Annotated in this window: 22 protein-coding genes; 7 read left to right on the top strand and 15 right to left on the bottom strand. The window is 51.6% G+C overall.

The annotated features are described in order from the left end of the window. Window positions 1–41 precede the first annotated feature (41 nt). The 3 genes from KP806_RS10455 to KP806_RS10465 are packed head-to-tail and all read right to left on the bottom strand — an operon-like array spanning window position 42 to window position 3,903. Entirely contained in the window at window positions 42–2,027 is a 1,986-nt protein-coding gene (locus KP806_RS10455; RefSeq protein WP_224723544.1) for a hypothetical protein, read from the bottom strand. 18 nt (window positions 2,028–2,045) lie between these two features. Next, on the bottom strand, window positions 2,046–2,924 hold the full coding sequence (locus KP806_RS10460; RefSeq protein ID WP_224723545.1) for a carbohydrate ABC transporter permease: 879 nt from the start codon (window positions 2,922–2,924) through the stop codon (window positions 2,046–2,048). Between the two features lie 19 nt (window positions 2,925–2,943). After that, the gene (locus KP806_RS10465) at window positions 2,944–3,903 is read right to left on the bottom strand and encodes an ABC transporter permease (protein WP_224723546.1); all 960 of its coding nucleotides are present in this window, start codon (window positions 3,901–3,903) and stop codon (window positions 2,944–2,946) included. 155 nt (window positions 3,904–4,058) lie between these two features. On the opposite strand from KP806_RS10465, the gene KP806_RS10470 reads away from it, so the two are divergent. After that, complete coding sequence (locus tag KP806_RS10470; RefSeq protein ID WP_224723547.1) at window positions 4,059–5,810, top strand: histidine kinase; 1,752 nt, start codon at window positions 4,059–4,061, stop codon at window positions 5,808–5,810. Next, window positions 5,788–7,407: a response regulator transcription factor gene (locus KP806_RS10475; RefSeq protein WP_224723548.1), complete on the top strand. Its 1,620-nt coding sequence runs from the start codon at window positions 5,788–5,790 to the stop codon at window positions 7,405–7,407. Before KP806_RS10470 ends, KP806_RS10475 begins: the two co-directional genes overlap by 23 nt. A 66-nt stretch (window positions 7,408–7,473) precedes the next feature. Here the strand turns inward: KP806_RS10475 and KP806_RS10480 are convergent, their stop codons facing one another. Next, window positions 7,474–9,156: an extracellular solute-binding protein gene (locus KP806_RS10480; protein WP_224723549.1), complete on the bottom strand. Its 1,683-nt coding sequence runs from the start codon at window positions 9,154–9,156 to the stop codon at window positions 7,474–7,476. A 190-nt stretch (window positions 9,157–9,346) separates the two neighbouring features. On the opposite strand from KP806_RS10480, the gene KP806_RS10485 reads away from it, so the two are divergent. The 3 genes from KP806_RS10485 (at window position 9,347) to KP806_RS10495 (ending at window position 13,012) form a co-directional block, all read left to right on the top strand. Beyond that, the gene (locus KP806_RS10485; protein WP_224723550.1) at window positions 9,347–10,780 is read left to right on the top strand and encodes a hypothetical protein; all 1,434 of its coding nucleotides are present in this window, start codon (window positions 9,347–9,349) and stop codon (window positions 10,778–10,780) included. Between the two features lie 98 nt (window positions 10,781–10,878). Then, complete coding sequence (locus tag KP806_RS10490) at window positions 10,879–11,232, top strand: WGxxGxxG family protein (protein ID WP_224723551.1); 354 nt, start codon at window positions 10,879–10,881, stop codon at window positions 11,230–11,232. Between the two features lie 112 nt (window positions 11,233–11,344). Then, complete coding sequence (locus KP806_RS10495; RefSeq protein ID WP_224724013.1) at window positions 11,345–13,012, top strand: ribonuclease J; 1,668 nt, start codon at window positions 11,345–11,347, stop codon at window positions 13,010–13,012. Between the two features lie 50 nt (window positions 13,013–13,062). On the opposite strand, the gene KP806_RS10500 is transcribed toward KP806_RS10495, so the two are convergent. Together KP806_RS10500 and KP806_RS10505 are read right to left on the bottom strand one after the other, a co-directional pair. Further along, window positions 13,063–13,869 carry an MBL fold metallo-hydrolase gene (locus tag KP806_RS10500; RefSeq protein ID WP_224724014.1) on the bottom strand — a complete coding sequence of 269 codons (807 nt, stop codon included), beginning with the start codon at window positions 13,867–13,869 and terminating at the stop codon, window positions 13,063–13,065. A gap of 86 nt (window positions 13,870–13,955) precedes the next feature. Further along, the gene (locus KP806_RS10505; protein ID WP_224723552.1) at window positions 13,956–14,753 is read right to left on the bottom strand and encodes a DUF2935 domain-containing protein; all 798 of its coding nucleotides are present in this window, start codon (window positions 14,751–14,753) and stop codon (window positions 13,956–13,958) included. Window positions 14,754–14,888: 135 nt separating this feature from the next. On the opposite strand from KP806_RS10505, the gene KP806_RS10510 reads away from it, so the two are divergent. After that, window positions 14,889–16,421, top strand: a complete 1,533-nt coding sequence (locus KP806_RS10510) for an FAD-dependent oxidoreductase (protein ID WP_224723553.1) — start codon at window positions 14,889–14,891, stop codon at window positions 16,419–16,421. A 58-nt stretch (window positions 16,422–16,479) separates the two neighbouring features. Here KP806_RS10510 and KP806_RS10515 read toward each other — a convergent pair whose 3' ends face one another. From KP806_RS10515 to KP806_RS10540, 6 genes are all read right to left on the bottom strand, one after another. Continuing rightward, window positions 16,480–16,818: an AMP-dependent synthetase and ligase gene (locus tag KP806_RS10515; protein WP_224723554.1), complete on the bottom strand. Its 339-nt coding sequence runs from the start codon at window positions 16,816–16,818 to the stop codon at window positions 16,480–16,482. A 94-nt stretch (window positions 16,819–16,912) separates the two neighbouring features. Next, on the bottom strand, window positions 16,913–17,803 hold the full coding sequence (locus KP806_RS10520) for a transglutaminase family protein (RefSeq protein WP_224723555.1): 891 nt from the start codon (window positions 17,801–17,803) through the stop codon (window positions 16,913–16,915). Beyond that, on the bottom strand, window positions 17,800–18,783 hold the full coding sequence (locus KP806_RS10525) for an alpha-E domain-containing protein (RefSeq protein WP_224723556.1): 984 nt from the start codon (window positions 18,781–18,783) through the stop codon (window positions 17,800–17,802). The genes KP806_RS10520 and KP806_RS10525 overlap by 4 nt, the downstream gene beginning before the upstream one ends. A 19-nt stretch (window positions 18,784–18,802) precedes the next feature. Beyond that, window positions 18,803–20,260 (bottom strand): circularly permuted type 2 ATP-grasp protein, encoded by a 1,458-nt coding sequence (locus KP806_RS10530; RefSeq protein ID WP_224723557.1) that lies wholly within the window; start codon window positions 20,258–20,260, stop codon window positions 18,803–18,805. 199 nt (window positions 20,261–20,459) lie between these two features. Beyond that, on the bottom strand, window positions 20,460–21,464 hold the full coding sequence (locus KP806_RS10535) for a globin-coupled sensor protein (RefSeq protein ID WP_224723558.1): 1,005 nt from the start codon (window positions 21,462–21,464) through the stop codon (window positions 20,460–20,462). Window positions 21,465–21,638: 174 nt separating this feature from the next. After that, complete coding sequence (locus KP806_RS10540) at window positions 21,639–23,534, bottom strand: PrkA family serine protein kinase (protein WP_224723559.1); 1,896 nt, start codon at window positions 23,532–23,534, stop codon at window positions 21,639–21,641. A 243-nt stretch (window positions 23,535–23,777) separates the two neighbouring features. Between KP806_RS10540 and KP806_RS10545 the strand changes: the two genes are divergently transcribed. Next, the gene (locus tag KP806_RS10545) at window positions 23,778–24,509 is read left to right on the top strand and encodes a DUF2161 family putative PD-(D/E)XK-type phosphodiesterase (protein WP_224723560.1); all 732 of its coding nucleotides are present in this window, start codon (window positions 23,778–23,780) and stop codon (window positions 24,507–24,509) included. Here the strand turns inward: KP806_RS10545 and KP806_RS10550 are convergent. The 3 genes from KP806_RS10550 to trmL form a co-directional block, all read right to left on the bottom strand. Then, on the bottom strand, window positions 24,493–25,686 hold the full coding sequence (locus KP806_RS10550; protein ID WP_224723561.1) for an aminotransferase-like domain-containing protein: 1,194 nt from the start codon (window positions 25,684–25,686) through the stop codon (window positions 24,493–24,495). The genes KP806_RS10545 and KP806_RS10550 overlap by 17 nt on opposite strands. A gap of 350 nt (window positions 25,687–26,036) precedes the next feature. Continuing rightward, window positions 26,037–26,285 (bottom strand): AbrB/MazE/SpoVT family DNA-binding domain-containing protein, encoded by a 249-nt coding sequence (locus KP806_RS10555; RefSeq protein ID WP_224723562.1) that lies wholly within the window; start codon window positions 26,283–26,285, stop codon window positions 26,037–26,039. Window positions 26,286–26,405: 120 nt separating this feature from the next. Further along, window positions 26,406–26,873, bottom strand: coding sequence for a tRNA (uridine(34)/cytosine(34)/5-carboxymethylaminomethyluridine(34)-2'-O)-methyltransferase TrmL (gene trmL, locus KP806_RS10560; RefSeq protein ID WP_224723563.1), 468 nt, complete (start codon window positions 26,871–26,873; stop codon window positions 26,406–26,408). Window positions 26,874–26,969: the final 96 nt, after the last annotated feature.

A 26,969-nucleotide genomic window follows, 5' to 3' on the forward strand; every position in this document is an offset into this window, starting at 1 on the left:
CGTTACCTTCTCAACGTTTCGGCCAATTTCCCGCTTCTCCGTCAAAAGCCCGTTTTCGGAATCTCCTTCGGACAATCGGCGCTCGGCGCCAGCATCCCGACTCGAATCGCATACATCCGGTCATGCGCCTGCTTCATCTCTTCCCCAAACGTCCGGTAAGGCTGCTGACATACGTCCACCGCTCCGATTTGATAATTTTCACCGTCAAATCGGCCTAAAGCAGGCTGATCGTTCAGCTGGAAATAATGAACGCCGATCAGCTCCGGCATGGAAGCCGCCTGCTCGACGAAAAACCGGTAAGCCCTTCCCCGGTCGGCTTGGGTCTCTACCGCGCGTATACCGTAAGCCTGCAGGCCGGCATCGGCTGCCCCGAAATGAAATTCGCCGATCATGAGCGGTTTGTTCAGCCGCACGCTGATACGCCGGCTCATTTCCCGGTCTTGTTCGAACTGATAGCAATTAATGGAGAATACGTCGAACGCCTCGCAGCCTTCAAGCACATCGCTGCTGCCTACCCATGCGTAACGCATGCCTAAATTCAAATGGTTCGGATCCTCTCTCCTGCAAGCTTTGGCGGGCACCTCCACATAACGCCTGATCAAAATACGGTTAAATGCGGCGAAGTCCTCCCGGCGGGCCGGGCTGTCCGGCCATTCATCGTATGCCGCAGAGTCGTACAAATCCTCAAACCTCGCAAAAGAAGTGCCCCAAGCGGCATTCCACAAGTCCTCACAGCCATGCCTCGCTCTGAGCCAATCAATGAAGCCGGACTTGCTGGCGAAACGGACAGGCGACCGGAGCAGCTGCTCCGTCAGGTTCAAGCCGTCGACAAATGCCCAATGAGGCTCGTTTCGCATAAAATAACCGATCATCCGGCGGTCATCCTTGAGCGAGTTTAGCTGCTCTGCAAAAACCGCTGCATGATTCTCGTATTCCGGACTGAATACATCCGGAAAATCTCTGAAAATCGTCTGCTCCGTGGACGGGAAGTCCGCCATCGGATAAACGTAAGGCAGCCGGGAGTGCCGGATAAAGGCAGGACTGGACCAGTTGCCGATCGTGTTCAATCCCCACTTCCTCATGCGGAATTCCGTCAGCTCCGCCCACTTCTCGTGCCAATCCGCACCGAATGCGCGGATCAGATTGGCAATGCCGAAGCTGTAGCCGCGCTGCACCCACGCCTCGCGGAATTCCCCGTCTTTGCCGGGAAGCTCCGGCAGGAGATGCTCCATTCCGGATACATGCATCGCTTCGGCCGGATGGATACAATCCATTCCGGCACTGAACAAAGCATAACCGTCCGGGTCGACGAACCACCATCGCTCGCCGTCATGATGCGTCCGGAAATAACCGGTCGCTTCGAAACGAAGCTGCTTCCAGCCGCCATACGGGCCGTAATCGGCGATGGAGATGTCATCCCGGGTAAGCTCCCACTCCTTCCTCAAAGAGTCGGCAAGCTCATCCGGTCCGCTCATTTTACCTGTCCAATCCTTTCCAGACAGCTGGCCGAGTTCATCGATATAGAGCAGCTTCTCGTACTGAAAGGCCGGAACGGCTTGCCGTAAGGACAACCCGGAGATGACCAGACTTCTTTCGCTCACCGAAGCGATCGTCGAGACCGAGAAGCCGGCAATCCGGTTTCGATCCACGAACGCATCTCCACGCAGCACGGATTGCATAACGCCCGGATAGCGGGCAAGAAACAGCTTCTCTCCGTTTAATGCCGTCATTGGCAGGCATATCCTTGTTGCAGCATGAGGCAATACTCCGTAATGAACGTCAATTTTGCGGTTCGCCGCATCGGTAAAGGAAAAAATGACAACAAGAACGTCATGAGATTCATGATAGATGTCCGCCACCAAATAACCGTAATTCGCCCAGACGTTTGCCGGAACCGTTCCGGCCGGCATCTGCACGCTTCCGCCCTGCTTCGTAGTTTCCATACGGAACCCGTTCGCGTCGATCGGATGAATCACGGAATTTGCGCTGCAGTAAAATGCCTCGGACGGCAAACCGTATGTTTCCACGTTTTAACAGCCCCTTCCCTATTCTTTCACGGCACCAAGCACGATGCCCTTTACGAAGTATTTTTGCAGAAACGGATAGACGAGCAGAATCGGCAGCGCGCCGATGAAAATTTGCGCCGCTTTAACCGTCCGTTGGGACAGATTTTCCATATCCTGCGGGTTAATGCTCATCTTGCTGAAATCCTGCTGCACGACAACGGTTTGCAGAAACGTAGCGAGCGGATATTTTTTTGTATCCATCATGTAGATGAGTCCGTCGAACCAGGAATTCCAATGACCGACGAGCGTGAACAATGTAATTGTCGCCAGCGCGGGCATCGATACCGGCAAATGTATGCTGAACAAAATCCGGAACAGCCCCGCTCCGTCGATCAGCGCCGCTTCCTCAAGCTCCGCCGGAATGGTACGGAAGAAATTCATCAGCAGTATCATGTTGTACACGCTTAATGCCGACGGAAGAACGAGCGCCCAAATCGTATTAATCAGATTCAGATTTGTTATCAGGATGTAGCCCGGTACCAGACCGCCCGAGAACAGCATTGTAAACACGAAAAACCACATGTAGACGTTACGTGATTTAAACGCCGCGTTTCGCTTCGATAAAGCATATCCGGCGAAAATAATAACCCCCATGCCGATCGCAGTCCCGAGTAAGGTCCGGTAAACCGAATACAGAAGCGCTCTTATAAAAGCGGGGTTATCGATCGTTTTCTCGTAGGACTCGAGCGTAAAATCGACCGGCCAAAGGTTGACAATATTTGCTGTTGCAGCCGATTTGCCGCTGAAGGATACCGCGAGCACGTGCATAAGCGGCAAAATGCAAAGCAGCGACAATATGATCATAAAAAGATGATTGAAAATGCTGAAAGCTCGATACCCCGGTGATTTATAGTACATATGCCATCCCCCTCATTGTTTAGAAAATCCGATAGTTCCCGAATCTGTAAGCCAGCCGGTAGGATACGATGATCAGCACGAAGCTGATGACCGATTTGAACAAGCCTACCGCAGTGGCAAAGCTGAAATCGCCGTTAAGCATGGCCGAGCGGTAAACAAACGTATCGATGACATCGCCCTTGGCGTAAACGAGAGGATTATATAAGTTAAAAATCTGATCGAAGCCGGCATTCAGCACGTTCCCGAGCTGCAGCGTCGCCACGACGACAATGATCGGCATCATGGCCGGCAGCGTCACGTTGATCGTCTGCTGCAGGCGGGTCGCTCCATCCACCTCCGCCGCTTCGTACAATGCCGGATTTACGCCGGCGATCGCCGCCAGGTAAATAATCATCGCAAAACCGAATTCCTTCCATATATCGCTGACGACGACGACGAACCGGAACCAGTCGCCGTCCCCGAGGAAGAAGATCGGCTGTATGCCGAACCAGTCGGTTAACATCCGGTTGACGATGCCTCCTTTTACCGACAATAAGTCGATGAGGATCCCGCCAAGTATAACCCATGACAGGAAGTGCGGAAGATAAACAAGCGTCTGAATGCCGCGCTTGATTCCGTTTTTACGCACTTCATTCAGCAGTAAAGAAATGACGATCGGCACGAATAGACCGCATACGATCTTCAGCACCGAAATAATGAGCGTATTCCAGATCACCTGCACCGATTCGTCGAACAGGAACAAAGCTTCGAAATGCTGCAGTCCGACCCATTCGGATTTGAAAAAACCGAGCCATGGCTTATAATCCTGAAAGGCCATGACAAGCCCGATAATCGGCAAATAATGAAACAAGACAGCGATCACAGTCGCCGGCAAAATCAGCAGATGAAGCGGCCACGTTTTTTTCAGCCCCTTTCTCCATTTCGATTCCGCTTTGACCGCCACAGGCCGTGCGGCAGGCGCCAGTATTCCGCTTTTCATACGAATACCCCTCTCTATAATTGCCGTGATTGCACTTTCGACAGCTTCTGCTACTATTATACCAACGGCCTTTGACCCTACCTATGACGAGGTCTTAACATCTATAACCCCTCTCGAAACCTATTGAGCTAACAACAACGAAGGCGGAGATCTGCATGGTAAAATATAAGGTGTTCCAGAAGCTGCTGCTTATGCTGGCTTTTCTGCTCATCCCGGCAACTTTATTGTTCGCTTATGCCAATCAAGCAAGTAAGGACGTAGTCCGGAAAACGCTTGAAAGCTCGGCAGCCAAGCAGCTGGAATTTACGATCCAGCAGATGGAGCAATCGCTTCGGCAGCTCGAAAAGCAGACGCTGCTGCTGGCAAACGATCCGACGATCCAGGCTTATGCAAGCTCCTGGGAATTTCCCGAGTATTTAAATCATTTATTGCTCCGTAAGACGATTGAAGAGAAGCTTGAGCTGCAAAGCCAGGCCGAACCTCTCATTCACGAATTAACCGCCTATTGGCCGTCCTCCCGGGAAAGCGTATCAACATCAAGAAACGTGCAGTTTCGATACGAAGAGCTCGTCCAAAAGCCGAAAAACCGCTGGTTCGCCCAGAAAAACGACGGGAAGCTCAGCTTTCATTTACTGCTTACGAGCCCTTCGGTCATCACAACGGATTTGAGCCATACCGTATCGATTGTGGAGACTACCGTATCTAGCCAATACTTGCAAACCGTGCTCAGGGGACTTGACGAGACGGGAAACGGCAAATCCTTTTTTTATTTTTCCGAGGATGATCTGATTGCAAATGAAGATGTCGACAAAGGCCTGCTGCCGCTGCTCATGAAAGAGAACGTACTGGAGGGCGGCAATACGGAGGAGCCCGAAGCCGCCGTCTTTGAAATGGGAGGCATTGAATACCTGGTTCAAGCGATGAGCAGCCCTTCCATCGGAGGCACACTGGTCACCTATATCGAATTGGACGAGTTTCTGGGTCCGCTTCAGAAGGTGAATTGGCTCGTCAATGGCAGCCTGTTCTTCCTGTTTATTGCGGGAATTACGATCTCCTTTATGTTTTACAGGCATTTCCGCATGCCTTTCGGTTATTTGGTCCGCAAGATTGAAAATCTCGGCACGGGCGACTATGCGAGCCGGGCCACCTTGAGAACGAATACCGAATTCGATTATTTGTTCGACCGCTTCAACGATATGGCCTCCCGCACCCAATCGCTGATCGAGAACGTGTATGAAGAGAAAGTCCGGACGCGGGAAGCTGAATACAAGCATTTGCAGTCGCAAATCAACCCGCATTTTTTGTACAATTGCTTATTTTATATTGTGAGCATGGCCAACAAATCGCCTGGTGCCGTCATTTCCATGGCCAAAAATTTATCCGATTTCTACCGCTATATCACACGCAAAGCCGGCGAAAATACCGCTATGGAGGACGAAATCCGCCTGATCGAAAGTTATCTGGAAGTGCAATCCTTGAGAAATAAGAGGCTGACGTATACGATTGACATTCCGCCCGCCATGCTCGGGCTTTCCGTCCCAAGCCTTCTGCTGCAGCCGATTGTAGAAAATGCGATTGTCCATGGCATCGAGCAGAAACGGGATTCGGGAAAAATTCGAATCCAGGGCTTCAGCAACGACGCCCTTTATACCATCGTGGTGGATGACGACGGAGCCGGCTTGCCGGAGAAGCAGCTAAAACCGCTGAACGAGCGCGTGCACAGCAGCTATCAGGCTGCGGAGGAGATGGGCTGCGGGCTGAGAAACGTCCACCACCGGTTAGTCAACCGGTACGGCAATCAGTCCGGGCTGAGCTTCTCCACTAACGAATGGGGAGGCTTCCGCGTAACCCTTCAAATCTTGTCAACGAAGCAGGAGGAATCCAATGAACGTATTACTGGTAGATGACGAGGATTATGTCTTAGACTATTTGGAGACGGATATTCCTTGGACGAGCCTTGGAATCGCGAACGTCTATCGTGCGGGCTCCGCAAAGGAGGCGCTCGATCTCGCAAGCCGCGTTCCTCTTGCGATCGTCGTGACGGATATCCGGATGCCGGAGATGAGCGGGCTCGAGCTGGTCTCGGCGCTGCAGCGGAAATACCCGGCTACGAAGGTCGTTTTATTATCCGGCCATTCCGATTTTTCCTATGCCGTAAAGGCGCTGCAGCTAGGGGCTTCCGATTATTTGCTTAAGCCCGTCACCGAGGATGAAGTGTTGATGTGCCTGAAGAAGGTATTAGTCAAAATAGAAGATGAAAAACGTCATAAGGAGCATCTCGAAGCGGCAAGCGACGTCTTGAAGCTTGGGATTACCCGTATGCGCGAGCATCTGCTGCTCGATCTGTTATTCGGAAAGAAATATGCCTCGGGTGAATTAACGCGCCATCTTAAAGCACTAAATTTGCCCTTCGGACCGGAAACGCCGTGCAGCCTCGTACTGTTTAGAATCGAAACGGGAACGGAAGACATCAAGCGCGAGGACTACGAACTGCTTAGCTTTGCTCTGCTGAATATGGCGGAGGAGATTATTTTCGAGCAGATCACGGATATCCCTTCCCTATGGTCCTGCAAAGATTACAACCGTTTGGTTATCGCCGTACTGCCGGCCGGTCGCTTCGAAGACCGGCGGGAGCTTGACTTGCGGATCGGCAGGCTGCAAACGGCCGTCCAAGATTATATGAAACGAACGCTGTCCGTGCTTTACACGCAGCCTTTCGCGTTTCAGCATGAGCTTCAGCAGCAATATTTACAAGCATTAAACGTATTTTGGAGGTCTATAGGCACCCGCAGCGGCGTCGTTCTTGCGCTGGAGACGTCCAGGGAGGATGCAATCGGCGAACCGGCGATGAAATCGCTGACCAGACTTCATCAATCTCCGACCCTGCAGCAATTAATGGACTCTGGACGCTGGGAGGAGGTTGCCGGTAAGCTCGAGCTGATACTGGAGGAGCTGAATATGCCCGCTTACCGGGCGCAGCAGCATCTCATGGAGGTCGTCTATTACTTGTTCGGCTGCTTCTCCTACATGGCGCATAAGCAAGGAGATTCGTTTGCCGAGATGGTCGACCTTCCCTCGGTTCAGCGCGAGACTTCTCTATTTCAATCCACGGACCAGATCAAAGAATGGGCGCTCCCGCTGATCGAGCAATTCAAGCGGTCACTGCAGGATGTTTCGTCTAACCGCAGCCATATTGTCCGGCAAATCCATGAATTTATCGATCGCCATCTGCAGGAAGACGTTTCTCTTACCCGCGTAGGCGAGCATGTCTATCTTCATCCGGTCTATCTGTCCAGGCTGTATAAAAAAGAAACAGGCGAGAGCTTATCGGCCTATATTACCAGAATGAGAATGGAGAAAGCCGCACGGCTTCTGACCGCGACCAATAGGAAGGTGGCCGATATCGCCAAGGAGGTCGGTTATCAGAAAACGCAATATTTTATCCATATCTTCAAGGAATTTTACGAGTGTACGCCGCAAAACTACCGCAACCGCCAAGCTTAATATAATTAACGAAAAAAAGCTGTCCTGAAAGCGTCTGCACGCATGAGGACAGCTTTTTGTCATTGATTAAGGATTTACGCTCTTATACCATTCGTTAACTTCTTTTTCGATTTGATCGCCGCCTTTGCTTTTCCAATCCGCCACGAAGGAATCGAATTTATCCAGCGGTTCGTTGCCGTAAATGATTTTGGCGAACGTCTCGAGCTCCATCGTCTTCAAATTATCGCTTTTGCTTCTCATCGTTTCGGTCGGAGCTCCAAGGAACTCGGTCGGCGCATTCATATTGCTCATTTGGTAGTTCAAGGCCCCTGCCCGGATCATCTCCGGATCCTGGATCGCAATCTCTTTATGCTTCCTCGACTTCACTTCGCCGCCGTTGAACATATAATCATAAATCGAAGAATCGTTGAACGGAATGGCAGGAGTATTCCAGAATAAGTTGTATTTGCCCGAAGAAGCCGCTTTTTCGATCGGAGTCGGGAACTTCGCCGGATCGTAGACAGGCTCTCCGTCTGCCATAGCATAATCATAGCCTTCAAAGAAGCCGTTCTTGAAATCGCCCGTCTCGAATGGATGATCATAAATTTTGTCAAAATAAGTAAAGAAAGCATCCATGTGCTTAAAATCCTTGTTAAACATCATAACCTTGCCTTCGTTCACATATCCGGTGTAACGAGAGGATTTGCCGTCCGGACCGGTCGGCAGAATGTAGGCTCTAAGCATTGCGTCCGAATTGTTCCCCTTTACGTCGCCAAGCGGCCATCCGTACGCCCAGAACGGCGCAGCGATCATGCCGGATTTGCCTTGGATAAAGCTTTCCGTCGCCTTCACTTCATCGATTGCCGCAAGCTCGGGATCCAAATAACCTTTTTTGTACCACTCCTGCAGCTTTCCGAGGCCTGTCTTGATTTCCGGCTGTACGGAGCCGTATTTCAGCGTGCCGTCGTCCGCTTTTTGCCAGGCTCCGGGAATAAACTTACCGGTATAAGCACCGAATACGAAGCTTACGTCGGACATCCAGTTCGAAAAGCCGTTGCGTGCGGACAAGCTGAAGCCGAACGTATCCTTCTTGCCGTTGCCGTCCGGGTCCTGATTCGTAAACGCATCCATCACCGCTTCAAATTCTTCAATCGTCGTCGGAGCTTTTAAGTTAAGCTTGTCCAGCCAATCCTGGCGGATCCAGAGGACGGGATTTGTTCCGTCGCCTCCCGCATAGATCGGAAGACCAAGCAGCTGATCCCCTTTTTTCACTTGATTTAATGCCGCGCTGTTGTCTTCATAAATCTTCTTGATCCGGTCGCTTGCATATTTATCGAAATCCGCTCCGATATCCTTCACCTTGCCGGATTGGATCAAATCTGCGATCAAATTCACGTCCTGCACGATGAACACATCGGGCAGCTGATCCTGCGTCGTCAGCGAAAGTCTGAGCTTCGTATGATACGCACCGTTATCGGCCGTATTCCAAAGATCCTTGATTTCAATGCCCAGCTTCTCTTTCGCCCATTTATTATGAACGTTGTTGTTGATATCCTCTCCATTAATAAACGTGTAGTCCGTCCCTACCGGCCGGGCGGTCGTAATGGTGACGGGCGGATCGAATTTGCCGTCGGCGTTTTGCGAGGATTGCGTTTCCCCGCCTGTAGCGTTCGTTTCATTGCCGGAATTGCTGCCGCCTCCCGACGAACAGCCGACAACGGATGTAAGAGCAAGAACTAGCATGAGCGAAATCCATTTTTTCTGTTTCATTTGTTTTCCCCTCTCTATAACAATTCTACTACACAAATATCGTAGCAAACGAAATGGATTTGCGTACATGCCCCAATCTAAACAATCATAGCCTCTAACCTACCGTTCTCCCTTAGTGCTCCGTTTAGAAACAGTCCGAATCGTGTATTAGGCAGTACATTGTTTTCGCTTGAAATGGAGGAGTGCTGCGATGGCGAAGCCCGTCATAGAAGAAAAACAGCTGAATGCCGCATTGTTTCAGTTTATTTTCCCGTTCTCGCTAAATACAAACTGCCAGGATAAGCTGAGGAAGCAGCTTCAATACGATGGCTACAAACGTTTTTCACTCGACCATACCGAAATGGAAAACGCCTATTACGGCGAACGTTATTCGGTTTCCCACCTCAATCTGGAAAGATATTATTTGCCTTTTACCAATACGATGTTATTTCCGCATCATGATACTGATCCCGGACTGCACCGTTATTCAAAATCGCTGATGCAAAGCGGTGCCATGAAATCCGATTACCGCCAAATCGGGTTTACCGTGCAATCGGTGGATGTGTTTCTTTGTCCTTTCGATCTTGGCTTCGTTACGGTACGGGTCGAATTGCCTTGCGAAGAGGTTACCTTTACGGATGCCCTGGAATTCGCCAAACGTTTCCGGGTGCTGCAAAACCGGAACGCTCAAGACGAAAAGACGCGCTGGACATCCGGCGGGCAAGAGTTTGACGATGTCGAGGAATTTATGTTTGCTTCGCTCGTGCCCGACATGGTTTCTTACGTTGATTCGGAAAATATGAGCGAAACTTATTTTGCCAAGCATCCTTTTTTTGTCGATGAACGAATGTATGTGCAGGGATTGTTTTCCTTTCGGGACGAGCACGACATTACAAATGTCGACCTGTACCGGGCTTCGCAAGTCGACGGAGTCGATTTGAGCAATCGGCCGTATGTCAGTTCTACGAACGTCAGCTATATTGACCGGTATGTAGAGAAGCACCGGTACGACCGCTGGGGCCCTAATACTTATTACATGACGGACGAATCGTCGTTTGTTTGCCTGACGAAGGAGAAGCGCGACATCACTACGAAGCTTGCGAATCATATGTACGGTGAATATTATTATGCCCTTCTCATTAACCTGTTCCATAAAATCGTGCTTCTCAAGCTGTCCATTTTGTATTCGAAGGTCAGGCTCGACGCCAATCAGGATAAGATCGAGGAACTGATCCGGTCGATTACGTCCTTTTCGGCAAAGTATTATTTTAATGAAGTCGTTTCGCAATCGCAAGGGAAGGAAATTTTCATTCAGCTCCGGAATCATTTCGGCAATGAAGAGCTGTTCGGCGACGTAAAACATACGCTGGCCGATTTGTATAAGTACCAGGAAAACTTCAATTCCAAACGGAACAATTATTTGCTGCTGATTTTGACGATTTATACGGTAGTCAGCGGCATTTATGGAATGAACCAGGTCATCGAGGACTTGAAGGGAGATATCGATTGGAGCAAGCTGCAAGGCTACTCGATTTTTCAGCATTTTGCTTTTGTCCTTACGCTGTCCGGCATATTTATCGCTCTGTGGCTTGGAATCACAACGCTTATCCGCCTTTTCAAGGAGCGGCGAAAGAAGCGGGATTGATCCGGCCGGTTCATTTGATAAATTTAACCACTCATAAAGGAACGGCATTAAGACAAAGATAAGCTCGTAATTAAATCCAATACGAGTGGGGTAAGAACATGAAGAAAACTGTTTTGATGCTCAGCTTGATGGTTTGCTTTATGCTGGCGGCTGCTGTGCCTGCCTTCGCCGACAACATGAACCGCACGGGAACTTACGGCACCAATAATAACGGAACAGTAGGAAACGAAATTCGCCAAGACGTCAACCGTGGAATTACAAACACGAACCGTGCATTAGGCACGGACATCAACACAATTGACGGCATGGATAACGGCCGAGTTCGTACGAACAACTACCGTCCTTACGCTACAAACGACGACAGAGACTTCGACTGGGGCTGGCTTGGTCTGCTTGGACTGCTCGGATTAGCCGGCATGCGCAACCGCGAACGCGACCGCGATCGCACTTAACAGCCTTTTATAACAAGTTACTCGAACTAAACACCCTGGGAAATGTTACAGGGTGTTTAGTTTTTAATACAGATCATCAGGAGGAAATGCCGTGGAAGCTGCCAATCAAACGATGCAAGAGGAATCATTATCGATTTTTGCGCTCGGCGGCGTACATGAAATCGGTAAAAATATGTATGTCGTTCAATACGGCGAATCGATTGTCGTCATTGACTGCGGGTCCAAATTTCCCGATGAAAGTCTGCTCGGCATCGATCTGGTCATTCCGGACATCACTTATTTGCTTGAAAACCGGGAGAAAGTACGCGCCCTTATCGTTACCCACGGTCATGAGGACCATATCGGCGGGATTCCTTATATTTTGAAGCGGCTCAATATCCCCGTTTACGGCTCCGGCCTTACTTTAGGCTTAATCAAAATCAAGCTCGCTGAGAACGGCCTGCTGAAACAAACGATGCTTCACCAGATCACCCCGGACTCCCGTATCGATTTGGGGACAATTTCGGCCACCTTTTTCCGAACGAATCACAGCATTCCGGATTGTTTGGGCGTCGTCCTCCATACGCCGGAAGGCACGGTCGTACATACGGGAGATTTCAAATTCGACCTTACTCCCGTAAACCAGGCTTTTCCGGACATTCATCGAATGGCCGGCATCGGAGAAAGCGGCGTCCTAGCTTTGTTATCCGAAAGCACGAATGCAGAACGGCCGGGCTTTACGCCCTCGGAGCGGCAAGTGGGCGAGCAGCTGGAGGGGGCTTTTCAACAAGCCCGTCAAAAAATATTCGTCTCCACCTTCGCCTCCAACGTTCATCGCGTGCAGCAGGTCATCGATGCGGCTTTCCGGACGGATAGAAAGCTTCTCTTGCTTGGCAGAAGCATGGTCAACGTCGTCTCCGTTGCCATAGAGCTTGGCCATCTCAGCATGCCGCCCGACATGCTGATCGATGCCCATACGGCCAACGAGCTGGCTCCGGAGAAGGTTGCCGTTCTCTGCACCGGCAGCCAAGGCGAACCGATGGCCGCTCTGGCGCGGCTGGCAAGCGCCAGCTACCGCGATTTCAGCATATCGCGGGGCGATACCGTTATTTTCGCGGCGTCTCCGATTCCGGGCAATGAGCGTAACGTGGCAAGGACGATCGACCATTTGTATCTGCTGGGCGCCAAAGTCATCTATGGTTCCGGTCAGCAAACCGGCATGCACGTATCGGGCCATGCCAGCCAAGAGGAGCTTAAGCTCATGCTCGCCTTGATGAAACCGAAATTTTTTATTCCGATTCACGGCGAGTACCGGATGCTTGTCAAGCACCGCCAGCTTGCCGAATCGGTCGGAGTGCTGCCCGATCACATTCATATCGTGAACAACGGCGAGGTTGTCGACATCCGGAATCAAACGGCGAGCCGGGGCCGGAGAGTCACAGCCGGAAACACGCTTGTAGACGGCTGGGGCATCGGAGACGTCAGCAGCATCGTGCTGCGCGACAGGAAGCATCTTGCCGAAGACGGGATTATCATTCTCGTCATGACGCTGCATTTGGCCGAGAATGCCGATATCGGCTTAGACGTCATTACCCGGGGATTTGTATACGTGCGGGAATCCGAAGAGCTGATCGGCCAAGTCAGGCAAGTCGTTCGCCAAACCGTCAAATCGATCGAGGAAACCGGCGATCTTGCCAACTGGCCGGCGCTCAAACGCAGGGTGAAGGAAACGACAGGAAAATTTATATACGCCCAAACGAAGAAAAGGCCGATGATTCTTCCGATCGTTATCGAAGTATAAGCAAAAGAGCTGCGCGAAGCCGGATTCGGGTTCGTGCAGCTCTTTTGCGGTTAATGAACGTATCGGCCATGCTCGGGGACGGCAATTTCCCGAAATTTTTCCGTAAGAAGCTGCAATCCTGCTTTAAGCGGCTCCCCGAACATCGGCGTTCCGTGCCCGGTAATCGCCATATACGACTCAAGCGACGCCAGCTTCCTGACGGACTGTTCAGCCAAATTCCAATCCGTCGTAAAATATTTTGGCGGCCCGCTAATTTCCTGCTCCTGCATCATCACCTTGTATAGCGATTCCTGCTTGACCGTAACAAATGCATCACCAACGATAAGCGTGCCGTCTTCCTCCCGGAACAGCGAGACGTGTCCCGGCGTATGTCCAGGCGTATGAATAAGGCTCCAGCCGGGAAGCTCGGGAATGCTTCCGCCTTCAGGCAGTGCCTGTACCCGATTGTCCAAATCGATTCCGTCATGAGGGAAAAACGGCGACAGCTCCGAGACAAGCCCGCCATCCACCGTCGGATCCGCACGCGGATAATCTTTTTGCCCGGTTAAATACGGCAGCTCCAGCTTATGCGCATAAACAGGCGCCTGCCAATGCTCGATCAGCTCGACGATAGCGCCTACATGATCGAAATGTCCATGCGTCAGCACGATAGCCTTCGGGCCGGCTCCGAACCGCTCCTCTGCTTCTTTAATAATTTTACCGGCCGACCGGGGCATGCCCGCATCAATGAGCACCCAGCCCTCTTCCTTCTTGGAGGGATCTCCTATGAAACAAACGTTGACGATTTGAATGGGGTAGCAGTAAATGTCGGGCCGGTAAGCGAGCCCTTCGCCGCTGGTTACTGAGGTAAGGGGCATGACGGCATGTTCAAATGAGCTTTCCAACGCAAGCGTTCCTCCTTTATCGACGATCACCCCCTTTAAAATGTCCTATCCGATGCGGTTTATTCCAGCCGCGGCTTTGCAGGATCGCAATTAGGAGGCGCCGCTGCGCCGCTTTGGGACAGCTTCAACAAATAATAGCATTCTTCCCTGTACATATGATCCGGTACCAGCGGATTTAACCGGCTCAGCATCTCCGCGGTTATGCCCTGCTCCTCCAGCTCCTTTAAAAAAGCCATAAAAATGGCCATCTCCACGTTTACGTCCGAATGGAATTTCGCCAGCGCCGGGTAATGCTCGCGCATCGTCCGGAAATATCCGGTCAGCTCAATCGCCTTTAAGTAGAAGTCATTAAAATGCTTTTCGAATTGCTCGCTTTTTTGAATCAGCCTCTGTTCTACGGAATCCAGATCCATTGCTATCGACGCGGCATGACCGGCCGCATCCGGCAGCCAGAGCAGGTCATGATGCAGGGACGGAAAACGCGGCACCGGGTTTCCAGCCACCAGCTCGTTCAAGATTTTCAAATATTCCTCCAGCTCGTTTACCATATGATTGAGAAAGGTAGGAGTCAGCCCGATTTGCACCTGGGCGAGGAGCTTCCGGTCCAGCAGTTGAAGCTTGAACCTTCTCAGGTTCAGAACCGCGTCGTGAGCTTGTTTGTTGATTTCCGTCAAAACCGTTTCAGAGCCGCCGGGGTTTCTGGCGATGGCGAGAAGTCCGTCAAACAACCGGATAAAGCTCTGGGCGGTCTGAACGTCCCGTGTTTCATCAGGCGAGAGAGCGTGGTAAATAAACCTTGCATGATCCCCTAAAATTTGCAGCCAAAACCGGTGTTCGAACCAGGCCTGTTCGTCCATCTTTCCGATTTCCCTCCCTCAACTATATCCCTAAATCCAGCTATATGCCGGGAGGGGTGTCACTATTCAAAAACGAATAGATTTCATCCAAACGAACAAATTAAGGAAGCAAAAGAAGATTAAAGGAGGCCGCACATGACGAGTCCCATTTCGCTGCCCCGGTTTCCGGAATCCTACTGGCTGGATTCCGCAAAGCCCCTCCCCGATTACCCCAAGCTTCAGCATGATTTGGATACTGAGGTTACCGTAGTCGGAGGAGGCTTATCGGGCATAACGACCGCTTATTTGCTGGCGATGGAAGGATATAAGGTCGTCCTGCTTGAAGCCGGCAAGCTGCTGAGCGGAACGACGGGCCACACGACCGCCAAAATTACCGCGCAGCATGACCTTATTTACGATGAGCTGATCAAGCAAGGAGGAGCCGAAAACGCGAGGCTGTATTACGAAGCGAGCATGGATGCTACCCGGTTTATTGAAAGCACGGCGAGGAAGCTGAAAGCGGATTGCGCCTTAGTCCGCCATGACGCCTATGTGTATACGAATTCCGACAGCTATTTATCGAAGCTGGAAGACGAAATGAAGGCTTACGACAAGCTTGGGATCAAGGGCTCCCTCGAAAGCCGCATCCCTTTGCCGATTCCTTCGAAGGCGGCCGTGAAGATGGACAATCAAGCCCAATTTCATCCTCTTCACTATCTTCATGCGCTCATCAAAACATTCACCGATTTGGGAGGTGAAATTTACGAGGGTACGACCGCCGTTGACGTCGAGCCCGGTCCGCTGCCGAGAGTGGTGACCGGCGATCGGTATAAAATTACTTGTAAGCAAGTGGTTGCCTGCACGCACTTCCCTTTTTACGACGGACATGGCTTTTATTTTGCAAGAATGCATGCGGACCGCTCCTACGTGCTTGGGCTAAAGGTCGAAGATGAGTATCCGGGCGGTATGTATTTAAGCGCCGAAGATCCGAAGAGATCGGTCCGGAGCGTGAATTTGGCCGATGGCGGCGGCATGCTGCTGCTTGGCGGACAAAGCCATAAAACGGGTCAGGGCGTATGCACGATTAACCATTACGAAGAGCTGCAAAAATTTGCGAAGGAGCAGTTCGGCCTGAAGGAGATCGTCTACAGGTGGTCCGCACAGGATCTTGTCACGGGTGATAAGCTGCCTTTCATCGGCAGGATAACGGCTTCTTCCCCGAACATTTTCATCGCTACCGGCTATCGCAAATGGGGCATGACGAACGGGACGGCGGCGGCACTTCTGATCCGGGATTTGATTATGGAAAAAGAAAATCCATATGAGCAGCTGTATTCGCCGTCTCGTGCCTTGTCCGCCAAAACAATCGTGAACCTCGTCGGCGAGAACGCCAACGTCGCCAAGCATCTGATCGCAGGCAAGCTGGAGCTCGTACATAAGCGGCCAGAGGAGCTGGCTAACGATGAAGGCAGCGTTGTCAAGGTGAACGGACGCAGAGCCGGTGCTTATCGGGATACCGACGGGCAGTTATTCCTTGTCGATACGACCTGTACGCATATGGGCTGCGAGGTAGAGTGGAATGACGGAGAGCGGACCTGGGATTGTCCTTGTCATGGCTCCCGCTTCTCCTATCGCGGTGAAGTGGTCGAAGGTCCTGCCGAGAAGCCTCTGAAAATAATCCGGTCATAAAAAAAGCAAACCCCCATGCTCTACCCGGCATGGGGGTTTGCTGTGCGGCTATATTGACTTAGTGCTGATTGAAGCTCGAATATCCGGTTGCTTGTTGTTGGGAGCTCATATAAGTTGGAATTTGGTGGGAGATGCTGCTCTCCATTTGATGGCAAAGACCGGAAATTTGCTGAAGCTGTTGGATTGCCGTTTGATGACCGTGGAGCGCCGTCTGAATAATTTGGGAGGCCTGCTGCTCGCGCTGAGCGATTTGCTGCAGCAGTGCCGCATTTTCCTGCTCTTGCTTCAATAATTGCTGATACTGCATGGAAGCCTGCTGAGTCTGATGAATAAGCTGCTGAACGAGCTGCTCCGCTTGCGACGAAAGCTGGGAATTGTTTGCGTTAAATTGGTTCATTATCGTCTTTTCCTCCTGATGTTTAACAATTTGTGTAACCCGATCTATTATGTCGCAAGCGATCATTTTTCATTCTTCGGCTTGAAGCCGGTTCTCAGTCTTCGATATTGCGGACATCCACCGTAACCTGAAGCTTTTGCTCGCCCGTGCCCCGGTAAACGCCTTTAACGGGAACGATATCCTTGTAGTCCCGTCCGTGTCCCAACTTGACATAACGTTCGCCGACGGGGTCCGCATTGGTCGGATCGAAGCTGCACCAGCCGAGTCCCGGAACGAAGGCTTCCACCCAGGCATGCGACGCTTGTTCGAAATCCGCGCTGCCGCCCTGCAAATCGCCTACAAAATGATAGCCGCTCACATACCTTGACGGTATGCCGAACGCACGGCTTGAAGCAATCATCAAATGGGCGAAGTCCTGGCACACGCCGCGCTTCCGCTCGAACATGTCGGCCGTTCTCGTCTTGACATCCGTCGCTTCCGGGTCATAAAGGAAGTCGGAGCGGATTTTTCCCGACAAAGCGGTTAACCAGTCCAGCACGCACGTCTCGTCGTTCCCCTTCTCTCCCATCAGACTGCGTGCAAATCGCTCGACCTCCGGCGTTACCTCGGTATATTCCGTTCCCAGCATAAACTCCGTGAACCGGTTCGCCGCTTCCTCCGACTTTAACCATTCCCACTCTTGCAACGGCGATTTCCCGCTCAAGTAATGTGCCCTTTCCTCCGCCGTCGGCGCCTTCCTGGTCACGACCGTCATCGCCGTCCGGATGGTCAGCTTCTTATGCGGCCCATTGACGGAGAAAGCATGTACCCTGTTCCCAAAGTAGTCCTCGTAAGAAAAGAGAGAAGCGTTAGGCTCGACCGAAATCGCCTGCTGGTAGCAGGATTGCCGCTCATTGGTGCTCGGCGTCAGCCTGATCTCATTGACACTGTCCGTTACCGGCTCCGCGTATTCGTATTCGGTCACATGCGAAATACTCAGCTTCATGCGCTTGCCTCCCCGATTCGAAAAAAGGTGTTGGCGAACGAGAAGCCCAGCTGCTGGCACGCATCGAGCAAATGGGCTACGATCGCACCGTTCCGGTCAACAAGCATATCCTCCCGCTCCAGGCATGCCATATCCGCTTTAACTTTGCTGACCTGCCGGATGACGCGTTCATGAGCGGCCATCAGCTGTTTGTCCTGTAGCTTGATTTGCTTCATATGTTCATCCAGCGAATGCAGCGCAAATTGCAGCGAACGAGGAAAAGCGGCATTCAGTACGACGAACTCGACAATCGCATCCGCCGACATCACATCCGCATAATAGCGGCGGTAAGCCTGATAGCCGCTTACGGAGCGAAGAACGGCCTGAAGATAAGGATATGCGCTCGAGCTGTTCCAGCCTGCGCCATTTGCTGCATTGCCTACCGCTTTGATGATCCTCAGCGTATTCTCGGCGCGCTCCAGGTAACGCCCGCATTTAATAAAATGCCATTCGTTCTCGCGGGGCATGACGGACTCGCTGACACCCAAAAATAATGCCGTCCAATCTTTGATTTTGCCGTAAAACAGATGCGGAGATTCACGGAGCAGATCCTCCGGCTGCTTCTCCCGCAGCCACAAATAAAAGGCATTTGTCGTATCCCATAACTCGCTCGGCATCTTCTCCCTCAGCGTACGGAGATTGCCCCGGGCATGACTGACGCAGGAAAGGAGAGCATTAGTGTTATCGCGGTCCAGCGTCGTATAGAAGAGAACGTCCCGTTCGTTGTAATCGCCGTATTGCTGCTCGTATGCCTCCCGGCTGCCGAGGGCATCGACGATTCTCGCCCATTTGGCATTCGGGCCTGTCGCCTCCCGTTCGGCTGACGTAAGCTCCTCCTCCGACGGCAGATGATAATGAACATCGATTAATCTGGCATGATTCTCAGCCCTCTCCATATAGCGGCCGATCCAAAACAAAGCTTCTGCATTCCGGTTCAGCATCGCATTTCCCTCCGTTTCTTTATCGATTGAGCACCCACGTATCCTTGACTCCTCCGCCTTGGGATGAATTGACGACAAGCGAGCCTTCCTTCATCGCCACACGGGTTAATCCTCCCGGAATGACATGCGTCTCTTCGCCCATTAGCGCAAAGGCGCGGAGATCGATATGCCGCGGAGACATGACACCGTCGATCATGACGGGTGCCCGCGAAAGCTTCATCGTTGTCTGGGCGATATACCGCTCCGGCTCCCTTCGGATCGCGTCCGCAAACTCCTCGATTTCTTTGGATGAAGCACACGGACCGATCAGCATGCCGTAGCCGCCCGACAGCGAGGTCTCCTTCACAACCAGCTGATCGAGATGGTCCAATACATAATCCCTTTCTTCCTTACGGGTCAAAATATAGGTCGGCACATTATGCAAAATCGGCTCTTCGCCTAAATAATATCTGATCATATCCGGTACGTACGCGTACACCGCCTTATCATCGGCTACGCCGGTGCCCGGCGCGTTGGCAATCGCAACGTTTCCGGCGCGGTAAGCGTTCATTAACCCCGGAACGCCGAGCATCGAATCCGGCTGGAACGCAAGCGGATCGAGGAAATCGTCGTCGATTCTGCGATAAATGACATCCACACGGCGCAGACCGCGCAAGTCCCGCAAATAAATTTTATGGTCTTTGTACACGAGATCCCGGCCTTCGACCAAATGAATCCCCATCTGCTGGGCCAGAAACGTATGCTCGTAATAGGCGGAGTTGTAAGAACCCGGCGTCAGCAGGACGATTAACGGATCGCGGTTGCCGTTAGGAGATAACGCGCGGAGCGAGCTTAAGAAGCAGTTCAAGCTGCGGTCGATGCTTCTTACGGAGCTTGCCAAATACAAATCGTGGAAAAGTTCGCTCATTAAAGTCCGGCCTTTGAACAAATAGGAGAAGCCCGACGGCGAACGTAAATTATCTTCGAGAACATAATAACGGCCTTTCTCATCCCGAATCAAATCAATCCCGGAAGCTGTAATATAAATGCCCCCCGGTACATGCAGACCGGCCATTTCGGGGCGGAAATATGTATTGGATACGATCATCCGCCTTGGAATGATTCCATCCGATACGATGCGCTGCCCGTGATAAACATCATGCACGAAAGCGTTTAACGCGCGGATCCGCTGCTTGACGCCCCGCTCGACGGCATCCCATTCATGCCTCGGAATAACCCGCGGGATGTAATCGAAGGGTATCGTTCGCTCGAGCGGCTCGTTTTGCTCCCCGTTGTAAAGCGTAAAGGTAATGCCCTCCTCCATCATCCGCTGGTTAATCGCATGTTGGCGAACGGCCAGCTCCGCCGGCTTCATTTTTCCGAACAATCGGTGTACGCTATCATAATGACTCCGGACGGAAAAGTCCCTTTCGAACATTTCATCGTAAAAGGTTTGTGGATCGTAAAAATGCGAATGCGACTGCTTGGCCGTCGACATGACAACCGCCTCCTCCATGATGCACATTTCGAACTTTCGCGTTAGAAATATGTATAAAAAACCTAACATTATTTTCTTATTAGCACTATAATGTTAGGATTATCATACTATTGTCTGAAAATTGTGTCAACTTACTTTACATAAAAACAGGAATCCTCCGAAAGAGAGAATTCCTGTTTCACCCAAGGATCGTATGGAACTAGGATTGATTCAGCTGCTGCAAATCCTTGGTCACCTTGTCGACCATATGCACAAACGAAGCCAGCTCCTGCGAGCGGGCGGCCTGGTTGCGGGCCTCCACCGATGTTTGCTCCGATTCGCGTCGAACGGCTGCCAGCTTCTTATCGATCTCCGACAGCTTCGTTTGTATGCCCTCCAGCGCATTCCTGGACGAAGCGGCCAGCTTGCGCACCTCACCTGCAACAACCTCGAAGCCGCGTCCATGCTCTCCTGCCCTTGCCGCTTCGATTGCCGCATTCAGGCCAAGCAGATGGGTCTGGTCCGACATTCCCCGAATCAGCGTTCCCATCTCCGTAATGCCGTTCAGCTCCCCGCGCAGTTCCTCCAGCAAGGTATGCGTCTTATCCTGCGATTGCGATGTGGAAATCGCGGTAGCTGCGATGGATTGCGCACCTTCGTCCAGCTCAAGCATCAGCGCAGACAGCTCCTGCACCGCATTCGTCACCGTCACCAGCATAGCCGAGCGCGTATCCGCAAGCTCCTGCACCTTCTGCTGTTCATGCAAGTTGTACGCTTCAAGCACAAGCTGAGAATCCAGATTGAACATTTTCGTGAGCGCATGCACTACTTCCTGCCAGCCGCCCGGAAGCACCCGCTGCAGCACGCTCGTAGCAATATCCAAATAAATCATATAAGTGCCCAGGTACCAGTCGGTCGTCAAGCCGATTCTGGAATGAACAGCCCCAATCTTGATGCGGTTATCGATATACGTCTGATCCACGACTCCTACGGCCAGAGTCAGCCAATACCAGCGCTGCGTCTCCTTCAGCCTTTCGATGCTGCTGACTCTGTTGATCAGAGCGACAAGCTCCGGCTGCCGGCCGATATGGTCATAAAACCGGTCCACCACTTCATTTACGATCTGTTCGAAGACGGGTTTGCATTCCGCCAGCCGCTGTAAATCCCGCTCGGTTATTCCCGTAAAGGCAAGCTGTTTTTGACGTTCTGGCTTAACGTTGATCATGTTGCACGACCTCTCCGATGACAAGTATGTAACGACTACCATCTATTATATCGGAAAAGGAGCCTCAATTATTGTTAGCTATCGAAATCTTTTTTAAACTTTGGAACGGCAGAAAAAGCCGATAGACATTTGTCTATCAGCTTCTCTGACGTTCCATGCCGCCGCGGCGCCGAGTTAACGGTTGAGCAGACTGCCTACGTAGCGCAGCAGCTCATTCGAGCAATTCGGGCAATAGCAATGCTCGTCGATTAACCGCTTCGTTACTTCGTTGATCCGCTTCAGCTGGCTTTCATCCGGCGTCTTGGTCGAAGTCGTAATTTTGACAACGTCCTTCAGATCGGCGAACAGCTTTTTCTCCACCGCTTCGCGGAGCCTTTCGTGGCTTGTAAAATCGAATTTTTTCCCTTTGCGGGAGTACGAGGAAATCCGGATCAGAATTTCTTCGCGGAACGCTTTTTTGGCATTTTCCGAGACGCCGATCTGCTCCTCGATCGAACGCATGAGCCTCTCGTCCGGATCCATCTCCTCGCCGGTTAACGGATCCTTGATTTTGGACCAGTTGCAGTAGGATTCGATATTGTCCAAATAGTTCTCGAATAAGGTGCGGGCGGACTCCTCATAAGAGTAAACGAACGCCTTCTGAATTTCCTTTTTGGCAAGCGTGTCATACTCTTTGCGGGCGACCGAAATAAAGTTCAGATACCGCTCACGCTCTTCCTTCGAAATGGAAGGATGCTGATCGAGCCCGTCTTTCAGGGCGCGCAGCACGTCAAGCGCATTGATGCATTGCGTATCGCGCTTGATTAAGGCGCTTGAAATCCGGTTGATGACATAACGCGGATCGATGCCGGTCATGCCTTCTTCCAGATACTCGTTCTGCATTTCTTTCAGATCCGCTTCCTTGAAGCCTTCCACTTCCTCGCCGTCGTACATTCTCATTTTTTTGACCAAATCCATGCCCTGCTTCTTCGTTTCCTTGAGTCTGGTAAGTATGGAGAAAATAGCGGCAGCGCGGAGCGCATGCGGCGCAATATGAATATGCCTCATATCGCTTTGGGCAATAAGCTTCGAATAAATCTTCTCTTCCTCCGACACCTTCAAGTTGTAAGGCACCGGCATGACGATCATCCTCGAATGCAGCGCTTCGTTTTTCTTATTGCTGATAAACGACTTATACTCGGATTCGTTCGTATGCGCAATAATCAATTCGTCAGCACTGATGAGGGCGAAGCGGCCGGCCTTGAAGTTGCCTTCCTGAGTAAGCGAGAGCAGGTTCCAGAGAAACTTCTCGTCGCATTTTAGCATCTCCTGGAATTCCATTAAGCCGCGGTTCGCCTTATTGAGCTCGCCGTCGAACCGGTAAGCGCGCGGATCGGATTCCGAGCCGTATTCGGTAATCGTCGAAAAGTCGATGCTTCCCGTCAAGTCCGCGATATCCTGCGATTTCGGGTCGGACGGGCTGAATGTGCCGATCCCGACGCGGTTATCCTCGGAGATGAATACGCGCTCAACGAGCACATTTTCGATGTTGCCGTGGTAATCGGTTTGCAGCCTCATCTGGCAGGATGGGCACAGGTTGCCTTCGATTCTGACGCCCAGCTCCTTCTCGATTTCCGGCCGGAGCTCCTGCGGAATGAGATGCAGCGGATCCTCATGCATCGGGCAGCCCTTCACCGCGTACACGGCGCCTCTTTGCGTTCTGGAGAAACGCTCGAGCCCTTTTTTCAGCATCGTGACGATCGTCGATTTGCCTCCGCTTACGGGACCCATCAGCAGCAGAATCCGTTTTCGGACATCCAGCCTGCGGGCCGCCGAATGGAAATACTCTTCAACCAGTTTCTCGACAGCCCGGTCCAAGCCGAATATTTCCTGGCTGAAAAATTTATACTGCTTATGCCCGCCGACTTCCTCCACCCCGTAAGATTCAATCATTTCATAAACGCGAGAATGTGCGGTCATGGCCGGAGTTGGATCCTTCCTGAGCAGCTCAATATATTCCTTGAACGATCCTGTCCATGCAAGCTTCTCACTCTCAGCCTGATAATCCGATATTCGCTTAAAAATGTCCATACCGTGCCTCCTCCCATCGCTTCCGCATTCCACTAATCGTTCTACGCCCGGGATTGGTCTCTAGACGTTCTATTGAGGTAGTGCTGACTCTTTATTGAGATATAACATTTCTATGCTTATTCGGCCCGGAAATTGCCCATTATTTTTGTCCATCATCCATCAATTTACGACAAGCTTAAGGAAACCTTTGCTATAATAAATAGATGATTAACGCAGCCTGGCTGCTGGAAGGAGTTGATTGCCTTGGCCGTTATACGCGAGGAGGAGCTTTACAATCCCATCAAAAAGTACTATGAGAAGCTTGGCTATAGCGTCAAAAGCGAAGTGCTGCACTGCGATCTGGTTGCCGTCCACCCGGAGCTCGAAACAACGATTATTGTCGAAATGAAAAAAACGTTCAACCTCGCCCTGCTTCTGCAAGGGATTGAACGTTTGAGAATAAACAGCCATGTCGTGCTCGCGGTAGAACGCAACCGGAAAAAAAGCGGCGCCCACAACCAAAGGTTCGGCGATCTGACGGAGCTGTGCCGTATGCTCGGACTCGGCTTCATGACCGTCACCTTCTATAAAACAAAGCCGCCGGTCATCGATATTCTATGCGAGCCCGGCGAGCTGCCCCAGCGGGGGATGAGGCGGAAAAAGCAGGCCCAGCTGCTGACCGAATTCCGCGAACGAAGCGGCGACTACAATATTGGCGGAAGCACCGGCCGCAAGCTCGTAACCGCCTATCGCGAGAAGGCGCTGCGCTGCGCTTATGCGCTGCAGGGAAGCAGCCCGATGGCACCGCGCGAGGTGGCCGCCATCACGGGCTATGGCCGCAGCGGAACAACGCTGCGGGACAATTATTACGGCTGGTTCGAGCGCGTCGGTCGTGGCAAATACCGCCTTCGGCCCGAAGGGGAGGCCGCCTTGTCCGAATACCATGACGTCATCTCCGAATGGGCCGCAACGGTGAGCATCAGCTCCGCGCCGTAAATTCCCCGATCGCTTCAACAAAACGCTCGATTCCGAGCTGCGTGCGTGCGCCGGTGTTAAACGTATAATTAAGCCGCGCCGTATTCCGCTGCGGGTTAGACGCATAGAACGAGCTGCCCGGCACAAAAGCTACGCCGTTGCGGACGGCGCCGCGAAGCAGCGCTTCGGAATCGAGCCCTTCCGGGAGCTCCAGCCACAGAAACATCCCGCCCTTCGGCTTTGCCCATGTGACATCCTGCAGCTTCTGCTTTGTCAGGAGCGTGTGCATTTCGTTCATCCGCTCGCCGTACGACTTCGCGATGAGCCGGATATGAGCATCGAGGTCAAAATGGCGGAGCAGCTGGCTCAATATTTGCTGGTCCATCGTGCTGGAATGGATATCTGCCGCCTGCTTTGCTTTGGCCGCCATTGCGATTACGCTGCTGTCACCGATCGCCCAGCCCGTTCTAAGGGCAGGGGCTACCGTTTTCGAGAACGTGCTCGTATAGAACACAGCCCCCTTCTCCGCCCTTTCCTCGAGCGAGAAGAGCGAAGGATACTCCTGATCGTCGAATTTAATGTCCCCGTAAGGATCGTCTTCTATAATAGGAATATGATTTTGCTTGCAAAGCTCAAGCAGCTTCCGCCGACGCTCCAGGCTCCACACGCGGCCTGTCGGATTGCCGAATGTCGGCACCGCGTACAGCAGCTTCGGCCGATGCTCGCGAATAAGCCGCTCGGCATCCTCCGGAATGATGCCATGTTCGTCGCTTTCCGCGGCAATAACCTTTAGGCCGCGCATTGCAAATACCTGCAAGCCGGCCAAGTATGTCGGTTTCTCCACAAGAATCGCATCGCCCGGCTCCGTCAGAACGCCGACAAGCAAATCGATGGCTTGCTGCGAACCCGTCGTCAAAATCATTTGATTCGGATTTACCGTCATTTTTTTGGCGGCCATCCTCTCGCACAGCTGCTCCCGTAGCGGCATGTACCCTTCCGTTACCCCATACTGCAGCGCCCCGGGCCCTCCAGCGAATACACGGTCCGCCGCTTCGCGCACCGCTTGTACAGGGAACAGCTCCTCGGCAGGCAGTCCTCCCGCAAACGAAATCAAGTCATTGCCCTGCGTCAGCTTCAAAATGTCGCGCACGGCTGACGATTGCAGCTGGGATACTCTGGATGAAAAACGATACTCCATAAACTAAGCTCCTCCTTGCCGCAGGCCTTCAGGCCCGCATCCTCATACTCTCTATGTTAACAATGTGTTCACAACTTTTAAAGTTTTCTTTTTCGGAATCGTTGGTTATAATAAGGAAAGGTTACTGGAGGTGCAGGACAGATGAATTTTATCATTGTCATGACTGTGTTTGCCTTGTTCATCGGAGCGATTCTTACCAGCTCCTACAACGATGACAAAACACAGGGACTATAAGCAGCCTGCAGGCCGTTTATAATCATGCAAAGCGAAACAAATGAAGCTTCCCGGACAAGAGCAGCGCTCCTTCCGGGAAGCTTCATTTCGTTTAAGGAATGGAAGAAGCTGCGTGATTAATGCTTCATCTCCGCCATTTCCTCCATACACACTCCGCATACATAACGCTCTTTGAAATCACGGACATCCACCATTGAACCACAAAATACGCATTTCGGACGGTAACGCTCTAAAATAATATGGTCACCTTGGACGAAAATTTCAACGGGATCGCCCTCGTTCATCAGATAACGTTTTCGCAATGATTTTGGAAGTACAATACGGCCGAGTTGGTCCACTTTCCTTACTACACCTGCTGGTTTCACATTTTCACCTCTTCTGTGTCTGGTTTCGCAGCTATTATTGAGAAACCCCTGCAATATAGTCTTTCGATGGTTCTCGGACATTTCCTTCCCGATCTTATAATATCTTAAGATCCTGCAAATCTAATGAAGATCTGGAAATTTGTTTTGTCTTAGCGCTTCGTACACAATGATCGCCGCCGAATTGGACAAATTGAGCGACCGGACATGGTCCGTCCGCATCGGCATCCGGATGCAGGTTTCCAAATTTTCATCGATTAATGCCTGCGGCAGTCCCTTCGTTTCTTTCCCGAAGACGAAAAAATCTCCATCCTTAAATTCAAATTCGGAATACACCTTGGTCGCCCTTGTGCTTGCATAGAAAAAACGGCCCTCCGGATATAAGGCCCGCAGCTCGTCGAAGGAATCGTAATAGCTGATCTGAACGGCATGCCAATAATCAAGCCCCGCCCTCTTCAAGGTACGATCGTCCGTGTCGAAGCCAAGCGGTCTCACCAGATGCAAATGCGTCCCCGTCGCCGCGCAAGTCCTCGCTATGTTTCCTGTGTTTGCCGGAATTTCCGGCTCTACCAATACGATATGGAATGGCATAAGTGTCTATTTCACCTCTCATTTTGCCTATTATACACGAAAATCGTTTACATTTTTACATCCATTTTACGCAACGTTAATCTGAGGCTGAAGGTT

This window comes from Paenibacillus vietnamensis, from assembly GCF_020169515.1.
Lineage (GTDB): Bacteria > Bacillota > Bacilli > Paenibacillales > Paenibacillaceae > Pristimantibacillus > Pristimantibacillus vietnamensis.